The 13,839-nt window shown below is 63.9% G+C and carries 11 protein-coding genes and 1 pseudogene; 9 read left to right on the top strand and 3 right to left on the bottom strand.

The annotated features are described in order from the left end of the window. The 5 genes and pseudogenes from J3P36_RS07235 to J3P36_RS07215 all read left to right on the top strand — a co-directional run. A pseudogene (locus J3P36_RS07235) lies at positions 1–860 on the top strand (hypothetical protein); the annotation flags it as partial. A gap of 81 nt (positions 861–941) precedes the next feature. Continuing rightward, positions 942–2,384, top strand: coding sequence for a lipopolysaccharide biosynthesis protein (locus J3P36_RS07230; RefSeq protein WP_246854162.1), 1,443 nt, complete (start codon positions 942–944; stop codon positions 2,382–2,384). Continuing rightward, entirely contained in the window at positions 2,381–3,232 is an 852-nt protein-coding gene (locus tag J3P36_RS07225) for a polysaccharide pyruvyl transferase family protein (protein WP_307806980.1), read from the top strand. The genes J3P36_RS07230 and J3P36_RS07225 overlap by 4 nt, the downstream gene beginning before the upstream one ends. Positions 3,233–3,385: 153 nt before the next feature. Then, positions 3,386–4,543: a glycosyltransferase family 4 protein gene (locus tag J3P36_RS07220; protein WP_210506514.1), complete on the top strand. Its 1,158-nt coding sequence runs from the start codon at positions 3,386–3,388 to the stop codon at positions 4,541–4,543. Beyond that, positions 4,540–5,643 carry a glycosyltransferase gene (locus J3P36_RS07215; RefSeq protein ID WP_210506513.1) on the top strand — a complete coding sequence of 368 codons (1,104 nt, stop codon included), beginning with the start codon at positions 4,540–4,542 and terminating at the stop codon, positions 5,641–5,643. Before J3P36_RS07220 ends, J3P36_RS07215 begins: the two co-directional genes overlap by 4 nt. 9 nt (positions 5,644–5,652) lie before the next feature. On the opposite strand, the gene J3P36_RS16560 is transcribed toward J3P36_RS07215, so the two are convergent. Beyond that, a complete protein-coding gene (locus tag J3P36_RS16560; protein ID WP_282595086.1) occupies positions 5,653–6,201 on the bottom strand; it encodes an acyltransferase in 549 nt (182 codons plus the stop codon). A gap of 179 nt (positions 6,202–6,380) precedes the next feature. Between J3P36_RS16560 and J3P36_RS07205 the strand changes: the two genes are divergently transcribed. The 3 genes from J3P36_RS07205 (at position 6,381) to J3P36_RS07195 (ending at position 10,887) form a co-directional block, all read left to right on the top strand. Further along, positions 6,381–7,418, top strand: coding sequence for a glycosyltransferase family 2 protein (locus J3P36_RS07205; RefSeq protein WP_210506512.1), 1,038 nt, complete (start codon positions 6,381–6,383; stop codon positions 7,416–7,418). A gap of 50 nt (positions 7,419–7,468) precedes the next feature. Continuing rightward, positions 7,469–9,124: a hypothetical protein gene (locus J3P36_RS07200; protein ID WP_210506511.1), complete on the top strand. Its 1,656-nt coding sequence runs from the start codon at positions 7,469–7,471 to the stop codon at positions 9,122–9,124. 536 nt (positions 9,125–9,660) lie between these two features. Then, entirely contained in the window at positions 9,661–10,887 is a 1,227-nt protein-coding gene (locus J3P36_RS07195; protein ID WP_210506510.1) for a hypothetical protein, read from the top strand. A 10-nt stretch (positions 10,888–10,897) separates the two neighbouring features. Here the strand turns inward: J3P36_RS07195 and J3P36_RS07190 are convergent, their stop codons facing one another. Then, complete coding sequence (locus J3P36_RS07190; protein WP_210506509.1) at positions 10,898–11,992, bottom strand: glycosyltransferase family 2 protein; 1,095 nt, start codon at positions 11,990–11,992, stop codon at positions 10,898–10,900. A 31-nt stretch (positions 11,993–12,023) separates the two neighbouring features. Beyond that, the gene (locus J3P36_RS07185; protein WP_210506508.1) at positions 12,024–13,169 is read right to left on the bottom strand and encodes a glycosyltransferase family 4 protein; all 1,146 of its coding nucleotides are present in this window, start codon (positions 13,167–13,169) and stop codon (positions 12,024–12,026) included. A 125-nt stretch (positions 13,170–13,294) separates the two neighbouring features. On the opposite strand from J3P36_RS07185, the gene J3P36_RS07180 reads away from it, so the two are divergent. Next, entirely contained in the window at positions 13,295–13,798 is a 504-nt protein-coding gene (locus tag J3P36_RS07180; RefSeq protein WP_210506507.1) for a VanZ family protein, read from the top strand. Positions 13,799–13,839: the final 41 nt, after the last annotated feature.

Here is a 13,839-nt window from a genome sequence, read left to right as displayed (position 1 = left end):
TGGCTCAGTTCGGGTTGCAGTACGTCGGAGTGCCCAACACCGACTACATCGCCGACACGGTCCCGCCCGGCTTCGTCCTCCAAGGCTTCATCCCCAACGCGCCTGTGACATTCGGCGTGCCTTTGCGGCGGTCGAATGGGGTGCTCTTTTTGGAGCCGTCGTTCCTGTCGCTGTTCCTGGGCTTGGCGGTGCTGATCTCGCTCTGGGTCGGAATGAACTGGATCTGGAGCACCATCCTCCTGGCCGGCATGGTCCCCACCCTCGCCGGCAACGGCATCGTCGTCCTCCTGCCCGGCATCCTGATCCTCCTCCTCACCGCACAACGCCGGAACACCCTCAACCTCCTCCCCGGAATCGGCCTCGCGATTCTCGGCGCAGCTGCCACCCCGTTGGGATCCCTCTACCTCGGGCGGACCAGAGAAGCCGGGTCGGAGCAGTCGAGCGCGAGCTTCCGATTCATCCAGCCCTACGGCACTCTCCTTCCCGCCTCACTGGACACGCCGTTTCAAACTCTCTTCGGGCACGGAGCCGGGCGCGCAGACGAGTACTACTCGCGGGCAGGCCTTGGTGGCCTGACTCAGCCGTTGCTTCCCAAAGTGCTCTACGAATACGGCGTGATCGGCGTGATCGCTATTGCGGGCGCCATCGTGACCCTGCTGGCCCTGGGACTGAGTTCACGGATGTGGATGATCGGACTCGTGGTCGCCTACGTCTTTGTCAACGCGTCGCTTCTGTTGACCGTTGGAGTCCTATTCACGTTCTTTTGGGTGCAGCTGATTCCGTCCGTTACGACGAATCAGGTTGCTGCGGGAATGAAGCGATGGCGCCCATGGCGACGGTCCGTGTCGATGCTGACATGACTCGGCCGTCTTCCTGGCTGGCGGCGTGGAGTGGCGGCGATTCTCGCCCTCCGATCGAGGATCCGGTGAGAGCGGGTGCCGATGAGGTTGTCTAACTCGTTTGCCCGCGGTGCCCGCATAACTCTTACTGGCCAGTGGATTCGGTTCGCGGTGCAACTCGCGACTACGGTTCTGCTCGCGCGGCTGCTTTCGCCATCCGAGTTCGGGAGCTATGGAATGGTGATCGCGGTCACGGGTATCGCGTTGTTGCTGGTCGACATGGGATTCTCAACAGCCACGATTCAGGCTCAGGTGATCTCGTCCCAACAGCGCGCCAACGTGTTCTGGATCAATCTCGCCGCGGGTCTTGTGGCTAGTGCGATTCTCGTTTTCAGTGCTCCCCTGATCGCTCATTTCTACGGTCTTCCCCTGCTGACACCTGTGGTTCAAGTGTCGGCCGTGGCGATCGTTCTGCAAGCGATCACGGCCCAGTTCTCCGCGGAGGCGTCCCGGCAGTCGCTCTTCGGTGCTTTGGCTCTCGCCGACGTCGTAGCGCAGGTGGGTGGGGCGGGTGTGGCGATCGCCCTCGCCTTCGGGGGATTTGGTGTGTGGAGTCTCGTCGCGCAGCAGCTCGCCGTCGCAACCCTAACCCTCGTGGTTGTGGCGAACGGGGTTCGTTGGAGACCAGGGCTCCCACGCCGTGCCAAGATGCGGTCATTGGTGGGCTTCGGGTTCAACACGCTCGGAGTGCAGGCCGTCAACTACGCATCGGCCAACGTGGATTCCGTGGCTCTCGGCCGAGTGTGGGGTCCAGCGACCTTGGGCTATTACGACCGCGCCTATCAGCTGTTCAAGCTCCCCGTCACACTACTTCTCAGTCCCCTTACGCGTGTTGTGCTTCCGAAGCTGTCGAGTTTGCAGTCGAACGCCGAGCCGTACGCCCGGGCGGTGGAGCAACTGCAGCTGGTGATCGCCTACGTGGCAGGTTCCGTGTTCCTGCTCGCGTCGGTTGCGGCGGAACCACTGGTAATCACTGCACTTGGCACGACCTGGGCGCCAAGCGCCGGGATCTTTTCGATCCTCGCCGTGGGCGGCTTCTTTCAGACAATGGGGTACGTCTACTATTGGGTGTTCTTGTCGAAGGCGTTGACAGGGCTCCAGTTGAGGTACGCGCTTGTGACGCGGTCGCTGATGGTGGCAATGATCCTCATTGGCGTGCACTTTGGCGCGTACGGGGTTGCGGTTGCGGTTGCGGCTGGCTTGGCGGTGAATTGGCTGGTGCTTTCTGTCGGACCGATGAGAAGGACCGGTGTGTCCGTCGCCAGGCTGATGCGGGTAGTACTCAGGCCACTCCTCTGCCATGTCACAGCGATGGCTGCGGTTTATCTGGTTGTCACCCTTGCCGGCCCGGGGCTGCCACCGTGGCTCACTCTGATTCTCAGCGGGACCGCCGCGCTCCTGGTGTACGGGTTGTTGGCACTCACCGTGCGGGCAGTCAGGATCGATTGCCTGCAGATTGTGCGTGTGTTGGGAAGAAGGTCGTGACCCAGGTCAGCATTCGGGGTGTCCGGGTGGTGCATTGGAATCCGCGGCGTAATTCCCTGCCGCTACTCAACGAGCTTCCCATCGGCCCTCCTGTCGGAAACTTCGGCGATCTACTGGGCCCGGCGATCGTCGCGCGTGCACGCGGCGCACGCGTGGTGCTCCCGGTTGTACCCCTCTTGAAGAGTCGTGCGCCGCGCCTTCTGAGCGTGGGGTCGATCATGCATTTCGCCCGGGATGGAGACACCATCTGGGGGACAGGAGTGAACGGAAAGGAGGCGCCGCCCGCGCATCGAGCTACCAGCCTTGACGTGAGGGCGGTCCGCGGACCCCGCACCCGAGATTGGCTCTGGAAGCACAAGCGCATCGACGCGCCGCCGATCTACGGGGACCCGGCGCTGTTGTTCCCCCGGCTTTTCCCTGAGGTCCTGAGATGGCGCGACGTCAAGCGACGCTCGCTCGCGGTGGTGCCAAACCTGCACGACATCGACAGGTATCGGACCCATCCGGGCTTTGTCGATCCGCGGTGGCGGGTGCTCACCGTTGTGCGCGCTATCGCGCAAAGCGAAGCAGTCGTTGCCTCCTCCCTTCATGGGGTGATCATCGCCGAAGCCTTGGGAATTCCGGCAGTCCTGCTGCCTGCTTCGCAGGAGAACCCCCTTAAGTACGAGGATTACGTCCTCGGTACCGGGCGAGACTCTATGCCACGCGCAGGCGACCTTGCTCGCGCACAAGCGCTCCTGTCATCGGGTGTTGAGAGCTCTCTGGAAGCGTGGAAGCCGGATCCCCTGATGAATGCCTTCCCGCACGATCTTTTCGTCGCGAGCTCGAGACCCCGGAGCCAGCCCTAATCTCGTTCCACAGCCGAAGTCACCACCGCAACGCGATTGCCGCTCATCGCATCGGCCGACGCGAGAAGCCGCGCCCGCCGGTAGGCTCCTTTGCGACTCTGGTGTGCGATGGTGCCGCCTCGTTGATCCAAGAAGGAGCGCCCCATTCGCACATTGCTCATCGCCAAGTTCGTGCCGTGGCCCCCCAACAGCGGGGAGAAGCGCCGTACCCTCGCTGTCGCGCGCGCCTTTCTGGCGCTCGGGACTGTGACGATCGCGGCCTTTGAGTCCGAGTATGAGGACGCCGCGCCGCTGCGGGCTGAGGGCTTCGACGTGCGCACGGTGCCGCTCCGGCGAACCGCCCTGAAGACCGCTCGCGGGCTTCTTCGAACGCGATCCATCACCGCGTCCCGCTTCTGGGATCGGGACCTCGCGGGACTGGTTTCAGAGGTGGCTCGGGCTGACTCGATCGACGTCACCGTCGTCGAGCACGTGCAGTTGAGAACTCTCGCCTCGGCAGAGTCGTCCTCCGTGCGTGTCATAGACATGCACAACGTGGAGTCCTTGCTTGCCAAGCGAATGAGCGAGACCCGCAGGGGACTCTGGCGCTGGATCTATGGCTTAGAGGCACGCGCGCTGAGGCGTCTCGAGCGCCGCGTCTCCGACGTCGACCTCGTAGCGGTTGTCAGCGAAGCTGATCGCGTGGCGCTCGCCCAACATGGGGGCGCAGTCGAAGTTGTCGTGGTACCCAACGCCTGGGACGCGACGACGCCCTTGCCGGCCGTCGAGTCGCCCGTCGTCAGCTTCGTCGCGCTTTTGTCCTGGGCGCCGAACGTCGACGCGGTGAAGTGGTTCTGTGGCCGAGTCTGGCCGTGTGTGATCGATGCGATACCCGGAGCGAAGTTGCAGCTCGTGGGTCGAGATCCTCATCCCGACGTGAGGGCGCTTGCGTCTGATTCGATCGTTGTGACCGGAACAGTGGATTCACTCGCCCCGTGGTACGAACGGACCGCTGTGACCGTGGCTCCTCTTCTCGCCGGCGGAGGTTCCCGATTGAAGATCCTCGAGTCGTTGTCGTACGGCCGCCCGGTAGTGGCAACGACAGTCGGCGCGGAAGGCCTCGAGGACCTGGTCGGACGAGGGGTCATCCTGGCTGACGAGCCCGGGATGATGGCTTCCGAGATCGTCGCGCTCCTCAACGATCCCGCCCGTGCGCAACGCCTCGGCACCTCTGGTGCACAGGCTGTCGAGCAAGATCATTCCTGGTCCGCAGCCGTAGCACCGCTGATCGCCGCCGTGAAGTCAGCGACCTCCGAAAGGCTGGACCGATGAAGAAGGGCATCATTGCGGCGCTCGCCGTTTCCGCGGGGGCGGGACATTTCCTGTACCCGGTGGTCCTCACCCTCGCCGCAAGCCTCTCGAAGCGAACCCGTGACGTACCGGCCGTGCAGCATTGGCCCGGCGTAACGGTCATCGTGCCGGCCTACCTCGAGAGCGGAGTGATCGGCGAGAAGGTCCGCAACATCGAGACGAACGGCTACCTGGGCGAAGTGCAGATACTTGTCGTTGCTGACGGCGACCCGGAGACCGCGCGAGCCGCGGAAGCTGCGGGGGCGGAAGTGCTGGCGCTACCGAGCCGGGGCGGCAAATCCCAGGCCCTGAACGCAGGCCTTGCGGCGGCACGACACGAATGGGTGGTCCTCACCGACGCCAACGCGATGCTCGAGGCAGGCGCGATCCAACTCCTAACGCGTCGACTCGGGGACTCTGCCTACGGCGCCGTGGCAGGGGAGAAGCTAGAAGGTACGGGCGGCGAGCTCAGCTACTGGAAGTTCTCGTCATGGCTCAAGCGGAATGAATCGCTATTCGGCAGCACGAACATGGACGGCGCGCTGTGCGCGGTGCGCCGCTCTGCTTGGCGCCCGATTCCGGCAGACATCTCGTGCGACGACTTCTGGATCTCTCTCGACATTGCGGAGCAGGGGTATCGGGTGGGCTACGAGCCGATGGCGATCGTCCGGGAAGAGTCGATCGGAAGCTTGAAGCAGTCGTGGGAGCGTCGGACACGCGTACTCGGCAGCGCCCTCTGGGTCATCTGGGTGAAACGGCGACTGCTTCTGCCGCGCTACGGATCTCTCAGCGCGAGCCTTTGGGGGCACAAGCTTTGGCGATCCACGCTAGGGCCGTTGAGCCACGCGGCGCTGCTCGCCGTTGCCGTGGCGGCTGCCCCCAAGAGCAAGCTGGCCGCTCTCTTCCTGACGGGGCACGTGCTAGCGGGGGCAAGCCTTGGAGCCGAACTGGCAGGAATCCGCGTCCCTCGGATTGCCCACATTCCTTCGCAGGTGATGTTTCTGCAGGCGGTCGCTTTCGGGGGCATGGCTCGCTTCGCCCGACGCGACCGTGCCGTCCAGTGGAAGAAGCCTGCTCGGTGAGTTGCCCGCCTAGGTCCAGGCGACATCCGTGCGCACGACCTTGGCGGGAGCGCCCGCAACGAGCGTGTGGGCAGGGACGTCCCGGGTCACTATAGAGCCGGCCGCGATGACCGCACCGTCTCCGATTGTGACCCCCTTAAGGATCGTGGCCCGCGCACCGATCCATACGTGGTTCCCGATCGTCACGGGAGCGGTCGAAGTGTCGACATGGGAGAGCTGATGGCCGTCGGTGTCTGTGATGGATACGTCCCAGCTGATCGCGCACCGCTCACCAATCGACACGGAGTCGACTGCGATGATCTCGCTTCGTCGGTTGATGAAGGTGAGCGCGCCGATGGAAACTCGGGCGGCGCGGGAGTGCAGGTCGATGCGCACACCCTCGTAAAGATGGACCTTCCGCCCGAGAGTCACGCTTCCGTGCTCGATGTTGACGAACCGGACGCCACGCTCGATGCGTACGGGCGTATGGGCGTGAATCGTCCTGGCGAGGGCATGGACGTACCCACGAAGCACGCTTGGCCCCATCTTGCCATACCGCAACATTCCGCCCCCGGTCATGGGGCTACTATGCCATCCGGTTCCTCGCGTCCCGGCGACTCGCAGCCGCCGGCGCGCATCGGTTTCGGCTACTCGTTGCGTTCCAAGTGCTTCCCGCTGGTAGCTAGGGTTGATCGTGGGACCGGCCGTTCGGCTGGCCCGCCGCACGGGCGGACGTGTCGACGGGGGAGTGCGCGGAAGTGAGCACGATCGCGGCCGTCATCGTGAACTACAACTACGCCGACTACGTCGCGGATGCTGTGAACAGCGTCCTGAAACAGACAGTGCCGTTCGATGAGGTGATCGTCGTCGACGACGGTTCCACCGATGAGTCCCTACGTGTGATCGAACAGTTTGCTCCCGCTGTCAAGATCGTGGCGAAGACCAATGGAGGCCAACTCAGCGCGGTTTGGGCGGGAGTTGCCGCGGCAACGTCGGAATACACCTACGTGCTCGACTCCGACGATCGGGCAGGCGCTCGCCTGGTGGAGACGATCCGCCCCCAGTTGGAAAGCCGGCCGGTGAAGCTCCAGTTTCAGCTCCAAGCCGTCACCGAGGCGGGTGCCGCGACCGAGAGTGTATTTCCGTCTTACCCTGCTTCTTATACCTCGGACCAGATGATCGACGATAACCGGGTGCTCGGTTTCTACCTCTGCGCGCCGACCTCCGGCAACGTGTTCCGGACGGAGTACCTCGCGCGTCTGGCCGGAACCGGACATCTCCAGGAGAAGGGCGCCTTCGTGGACGGCGTGCCGGCTCAGCTCGCACCGTACTTCGGGAGCGTGACCTCTCTGAATGAGCCACTGGCGCAATACCGCGTTCACGGGCGTAGCGATTCCCAGTGGGGGCAGCCGACTACAGAACTGCTCGACCGAGAATTGCGCGAATACGGGCGCCGCTGGGAAGAGGTTCGCGCGGTCCTTGCCGAAGAGGGGGTCCCCGCGCCGAGGTACGGCACTACTGCCTACACGCTCGAACGCCGACTGATGAGTGACGTGCTGGACGGGCGACGGCCATCAGCCGCGCCCGCGCTTGCGTTCGCGAGACTGGTGAGACGGTCTTCTCTACCTCGATCGCAGAAGGTCCTTCTCTGCGGGTGGGCTTTCGGCCTCGTCGTGCTGCCCAAACGGAAGGCCGAAACGCTGGCGCTGTCCCGGAGGTCTCCGGCGCGACGAGGACCCCTCCTGCGGTGGGCGGCAAATCTCGCGCGTGCCCGCGGGGCGACGCCGCGGACGTAACGCCATGTGAACACGCTTAGTCGCTCGTCCTCCATTGTGTTCTCGTCCATATGCTCGACCGACTCCAGGAGACACTTGTGGCGTACCAGCGACTGAGTCCCGGCGCCGTGGCCGACATCGGCAAGGCGCGACACGTCCTGCGACCCGCGGGAGCGTTGCTTGCCGTGGTGTGCGTTGGAGCGAGCCTGTTCGCGTGTGCTGACTCGGCGCCAGCTCCATCCGCCACGTCCTCGGTCAACTCGCTGTTATCGAAACTGCCGGTGCAACCCGAGGACGCGGGGGGCTTCACCGCGAGTGCGTTCGGCTCCCGCATCGACGCGGACTTGGACGGGTGCGAGACCGGCAAGGAGGTGCTGCGCGCCGAATCGCTGATCACAGAAGTCGTGGGCGTCAAGTGCTCGGTGGCCGGGAAGTGGCGCTCGTTCTACGACGACAGCATCTTCACCGCGCCGTCCGGCGTGCGAACTGACTTACTGGTGACGATCTCAGAAGCGTGGGAGTCGGGTGCCTCATCTTGGTCAGCGGATCGGCGCCTCGCTTACGTGAACGATGTTGGTTACGAGTGGTCTCTAAACGTCGTGAGTCGAACTTCGAGTACCGCCCGGGGTGCGAAGGGTCCCGAGACTTGGCTCCCCTCCGCCGGGCAGCGTTGCGCCTACGTCGCTGCGTGGGTGGGTGTGAAGTCGAGGTGGGGCCTCGCAGTCAATGCAGGCGAGAAAGAGGCGGTGCAGGCGGCCCTGAACAAGTGTCCCCACCTGACAGTCAGTACACCCGACCAGCCTGACATTCAGGCACTCGCGGGCTCCGAGGCTGTGCCCGCTGGCGTGGACTCCTCGGCGACGACTCTGGTCGGCTGGTCGGGAGCGAAGATCGCGGGCTTGGATAACCAGATCTTCGGGACCTGGATGGCTCGCGATTCGTGGGCTGGCATGGCGGCTGGTCAATGGTTGTCAGCCAACGCCGGCTACACCGCGTTCGTAGCAGCCCACCCCGATCGCGCCGCAGACATCGGAGTGCCTCTCATTCCCCACGACTCGGGCGTGCCCCTCAACCAGTTGCTGGACGAAGCGATCGCGGGGAAGCGCGACAGCGAGTACAGGGCAATGGGAGCTTCGCTGGCGAAGGGCGCGCCTGAGACCCTCTACGCCCGGCTTTACTGGGAGATGAATATGTCGCCCCAACCAGCGAAGTCCCTCGATCGGAGTAAGTTCAAGGCGGCTTGGGACCGAGCGGTGCCACTAATCCGAGAAGGCTTCGCTGCGACCGCGCCGAGCAAGGATCTGAAGGTCGTATTCTGCCCTATCTCGGACGGAGCGGATTACAGTGCCTTCTACCCGAGCTCTTCCAACGTCGACGTCATAGCGATGGATGTCTATGCCGCGAAGTGGGGCGCCAAGACGCCGACCGCCGCCGTACTGACGGCGTCGGTTCAGCTTTACCTCGACTCAATCGCTGCCTTCGCGAAGGAGAAGGGTAAGCCCGTCGCTCTGGGCGAATGGGCGAACTGGCAAACCGGAGCTCAGGGCTCAACCAACAACCACGGGCGAGGCGATTTCCCCGCGTACATAGATCAGGTATTCGACTGGGCCGAGAAGAATGATGCGGCTTACGTGGTCTACTTCAATCTGGCCGACGGAGGGGTGGGGCAAAGCCTCGCCGAAACTCCCGCGTCGCTGCAGAGGCTCCTGGTACGGGCCGGAAACTGAGCCAACGCTGGCTTTCGTCAGCGCGGTCGGCCCACCCGACCTCGGTGTTCGAGTGCGTGCCGGCGCCGGCGCTGTCTACCGACGTCGGCGTCCCGAGTGCCCTCCGGTCCGATGGACGCCAGCAAACCCCCAGCGATTGAGGTGGCCAGGATCGCCGCCACGAGTATCAGGGCGATGGACCCCACGGATGCCAGGCCGCACACCGCAGCCGTAACCGCGAGAACAGCAAATCCGACGGCTGCTCCTAGGAGCGCCGCGGAGGGGGTGGTCGGAAGGGACCGATTCGTCGCCATTGCATAACCGTACGGTCTCACCAAGAACGGCGCATAAGGGCAGGGCCCGGACCAGGGTCTCGACCCCGAACGGGGGCTTGGGAGGGGAAGGGAGCAGTGCGACCGTATAAGCCTCACCTCTCTCGAGTAGGAGGAGGGTGAGTCACTTCGGGGGAAGTGGTGCGCCGCACGTCCGTGCGGGAAGTATCGGGGGATGTTGTGAGCTTGCGGTCGCGTGCTTCCACGCTGGAAAGCGTCATGGGTATGTTCACGACTGCATCGGTCACAGTCGCGGTTCTCGCGGGCGCGCCCGGGGACTACCGAGCTCTAGCGGATTTCGGACACGCCGCGCAGGCGCAGACCGTGGCCTCCGCTGCTGCGCTTCCGGCAATCGTTCGCGATGACTATACGGTGACTAGCGCGCCTTCGAGTCCCTACGCGACCCCTCCGGCAGATCCCTCGTCATCGCAATCGAACTACGACGGCGCCTCCGAGGAGGAGCCGCCGCCGCCGGAGTGGGCGGCGATTGACTGCGTCGCCGGCGAAGAAGCCATCCCGGCAGGGGAAGCGGGGTACGTGTGTGGGCCGGCTGACAAGGCCGACCCCAATGCCCGCACCGGTATCAGCACTCTCGTCGGCTGGTCGGGTGGCGCCATTCCGGGGCTCGAGAATCAGGTCTTCGGCACGTGGATGGCGCGTGATTCTTGGGCTGGCATGGCGCGAGGCTATTGGCTGTACGCCAACACTGGGTTCACCGCGTTTGTTGCGGCGCACCCTGATCGTGCCGCCGACATCGGGGTCCCGCTGATTCCACATGATTCGGGCCAGCCGTTGAACCAGCTACTCGACGAGGCGATTACGGGCCTGCACGATGATGACTATGAGTCCATGGGTGCATCGCTCGGGAAGCTGGGGCCAGCCACGGTTTACGCCCGCCTCTACTGGGAGATGAACATGTCTCCCTATCCCGCCAACTCCCTTGATCGAGCCAAATTCAAGGCGGCGTGGGATCGCGCCGTGCCGCTCATTCGTTCCGGGTTCGCGGCCGCAGCGCCGTCCAAGACGCTCAAAGTGGTCTTCTCACCGATCTCCGACGGAGCCGATTATCGGGCCTTCTACCCGAACTCAACGAATGTGGATGTCATAGCTATCGACGCCTACGCTTCGAAGTGGGGCTCGAGCGCGCCCACTGCAGCCGTGCTCACTCAGACCGTTCAGACGTACCTCGACTCCATCGCTGCATTCGCGAAAGAACAGGGCAAGCCGGTTGCGCTGGGGGAGTGGGGCAACTGGCAGGTCGGGAGGGACGGAGACGTCAACAGCCACGGCTTGGGTGACTTCCCGAACTATATCGACCAGGTTTTCGACTGGGCCGCGGAGAACGACGCTGAATATGTCGTCTACTTCAATCTGCGCGACGGGGGCGTAGGCCAGACCTTGGCCGACACGCCGCTCTCGCTTGCGAGGCTGCAAGCGAGAGCGTCGGGATGACCGCCGCCGCTTAGTGTTCCCGCCTGCGGGCCCGCCCCATCGCCGCAACCCAGCGGAGCACTAAGCCACGCTTGCGAGGAGATCTCCTCGCAAGCACGAGTGCCTGCCCGGTGGTGTTCGGAAGAAGGACGACCGCGAGGGCCCACAATGGCAACAACGCCCGCTGCTTGAGAGGTAGGCCTGAAGAGGCCAACCTCGACGCATAGGTGAGCGTCTTGCGCAGCGGCGGCCGCCTGCCGTCCAGGGTGGCGGCCATGATCTCCCGCTCGAGCACGTACGCCGAAACCCTCGGGTCGGTATATGCGATCCCCTTGAGGGCTAGCACTCTTACCACCTGTGCCCAGCGCTGCTGATACCGATTCAGCTCCCGATGAAGCAGCTCTGGGGTTGGGTGACCGTACTGCGACAGGCTGTGGTCGTGCACACGATACATCGCTAGAGGTGTGTTCAATGAGACGACCTGGCCGAAGTATGGAGCAAGCTGTGCGGGAACGCCGTCGAATGCACCTCGCTCATCGAGCTCGCTAGTACCCAGCAAATCTGCCAGGAAATCTCGCCGGAACACGTTGCCCGACGTCGGGGCGCATACATAAAAGCCCAGGCGCCGATTGTCGTCGATCATGCGTGGGGCGCCGTATCCGCTCGCATACGACGGAAAGACGCTTTCCGTCCGGTCGCCTTCGGAGTTCATCGCTTGGAGTTGAAACTGCACCTTGACCGGCCGGGTCCCCAGGGACTCCGTCACTGTGGCCACGAGGTTGGAGCCAGCGAGGTCGTCCGCATCGAGGACGTAGATGTAGTCCGAATCGGTGGCCGGCAGGGCGGCCCATACCGCGCTGAGCGGGCCGCCGTTCGGCTTCTCGACCACTGTGACGCTCGTGCCCGCCGAGCGGATCACTTCCATCGAGCCGTCGGTAGAACCGTCGTCGACGACGATCACCTGGTCGAACGGCATCGACTGGTGCAGGACGCTACTGATCGCGCCCGCCACGTACTGTGCGTAGTTGTAGTTGACAACTACTGCGGTGATCGTAGGCGGCTTCCGTGCGGGGGCAATAGTCCTCGCCTCCGATGCGTCCGTGCGCGGTGAACCAGATCCCTTCATGCGCCGTCTCCGCTGATTAGTCCGCTCCACGTCACCGCTTGAGCCCAGCGACAACTTCTTCAAACGCCGACTCGTAGGCCGCTGCCATCCTTTCGACGGTGAAGGAACGGGCCAGCGTTCTTCCCGTGTCAGCGATTGCTGCCCGCTCATCGTCATGTTCTAGGAGGCTCGTTGCTGCGAGAGCCAGATGCTCTCCTGACGGGTACACCACTCTGGCGTCGATGCCGTCCCTCAGGAAATCGGCGCCGAAGCCAGTATGTGTCGTAATCGCGGCGAGACCGAACGACATAGCCTCGAGCAGTGCCAGGCCGAAACCTTCCGAGAGTGACGGGAACAGGAAGATTGACGACTCGCGGAAGATGCGAGCTTGTTCCTCGACACTGATGCGTGGCAGCACGTCTAGTGCAGGTTGGTCCTCCTTGGCGAAGAGCGGTCGGATCTCTTCAGTAGTACGGCCGGTGCCGCCTAGGACGAGTCGCGCCTCCGGTCGGCGGCGCCTGATTTCGCGGAGCGCACGCGGAAGATGATGGGTGCCTTTACGGGCTTCCCATGTGCCGAACCACAGCATCTGTCCTGGGATCCGTTCGCGCTGAGGAGGCACGATCGAGCTGAGTGCCAGGAGGTCCGGATGAACCGCCGCGGGGATCATGGTCACGGCGTCGTCCGACCCGCGGATATCGCGAGCCTCCGAAAGATCCCGCAGGTTCTGCACGATAGTTCGATCCGCAGACCTGATCCCTTCCCGATCCCATCGCACGGGCAGAGGGCCGGTGAACGCTTTGTAGGGAAGCGAGGTTCGCCAGTGCCGCAGCGTTGACTCCGCAGCCGACGCAGTGTGATCGAAGACTGAAAGACCGTGTACCAGGTTGATGAGAGCGGGTCGGGGGCCGCTTCGTCGAAGCGCCTTGAACAGCGGGTAGGCCATGCCCGACGCCGAGAGAATGACGTCGAACGAGCGCGGATCACTTCGCATGCCCGCGCGGCTGAGGCTCTGCGGCATCCAGAGTCGTGTGGCGGCGAGCTTCGCCTTGTCGACGCGCGGAAGGGGCATGTCCTCCTGGTGCAGCAAAATTACCTCGTGCCCACGAGCGGTGAACTCGCCCGCCAGCATGTGGAAGATACGAGAGGCGCCGCCGTTCGGGTTGTTGGGGGAGTGGGACAGCATGAGGATGCGCATGGATAGATCTGCCTCTTTCGACTGGGGCTGGTGCCGATGCCCACCGAGCCTCACTCAGTCACCCTAGCGGCGGCTCGCCGGCAGGCCCGCCATGTCGGCAGAGGGCTTGGGCTACCCTCGACTAGATGCGTCGACGGATCCTCTTGGCCAGCTTCATTGTCCTCTTCGCCACTCTCGTGTTCTCGCCCATCTCGTTGCAGTCGCTGATGCTTGAGTCGCTGCTTCAGCTGAATCTCGGCGGTGACGGGCAGCTACTCGCCGACGTGCTGGATATCGTTGCGAACGTCGTGCTGTTCGCTCCTGTGGGGGCGGTTGTTGCGCGACTTGTTCGGCATTGGGTGGCCGGTGCACTCGCGGGGTTTCTTGCGAGTTGCGCCATTGAGTACGTGCAGCTGTTTCTCCCGGGCCGTACCCCCTCGTTCGTCGACATCGCTACCGACACAGCTGGCGCCTTCTTAGGAGCGATTCTCGCGATGGGTCCTGCGGCGCCTGCGACAGGTATCGCGGCGCCTGCTGCCGACCCTTCGTCTTTGGATGAGCCAAATGTCATTCGCATGAGTAAGCGAGCTGGGGAGACCGCTCGCGCGACCGGGTCGCAGGCCTCCGGTGACTCGCGCCTTTCTGCCTGATCGGCTGACTCCGCCACTGCCGGACACTCAGCCATCCAGAC

The sequence above is a fragment of the Naasia sp. SYSU D00057 genome, from assembly GCF_017916505.1.
Taxonomy (GTDB): Bacteria; Actinomycetota; Actinomycetes; order Actinomycetales; family Microbacteriaceae; genus Naasia.
This window is presented reverse-complemented; position numbering and strand designations above follow the sequence as displayed.

Coding starts and splice junctions, on each gene's coding strand:
- J3P36_RS07230 (WP_246854162.1), top strand. CDS start 942: ATGAGGTTGTCTAACTCGTTTGCCCGCGGTGCCCGCATAACTCTTACT.
- J3P36_RS07215 (WP_210506513.1), top strand. CDS start 4,540: ATGAAGAAGGGCATCATTGCGGCGCTCGCCGTTTCCGCGGGGGCGGGA.
- J3P36_RS16560 (WP_282595086.1), bottom strand. CDS start 6,201: ATGACCGGGGGCGGAATGTTGCGGTATGGCAAGATGGGGCCAAGCGTG.
- J3P36_RS07200 (WP_210506511.1), top strand. CDS start 7,469: ATGCTCGACCGACTCCAGGAGACACTTGTGGCGTACCAGCGACTGAGT.
- J3P36_RS07195 (WP_210506510.1), top strand. CDS start 9,661: ATGTTCACGACTGCATCGGTCACAGTCGCGGTTCTCGCGGGCGCGCCC.
- J3P36_RS07190 (WP_210506509.1), bottom strand. CDS start 11,992: ATGAAGGGATCTGGTTCACCGCGCACGGACGCATCGGAGGCGAGGACT.
- J3P36_RS07185 (WP_210506508.1), bottom strand. CDS start 13,169: ATGCGCATCCTCATGCTGTCCCACTCCCCCAACAACCCGAACGGCGGC.
- J3P36_RS07180 (WP_210506507.1), top strand. CDS start 13,295: ATGCGTCGACGGATCCTCTTGGCCAGCTTCATTGTCCTCTTCGCCACT.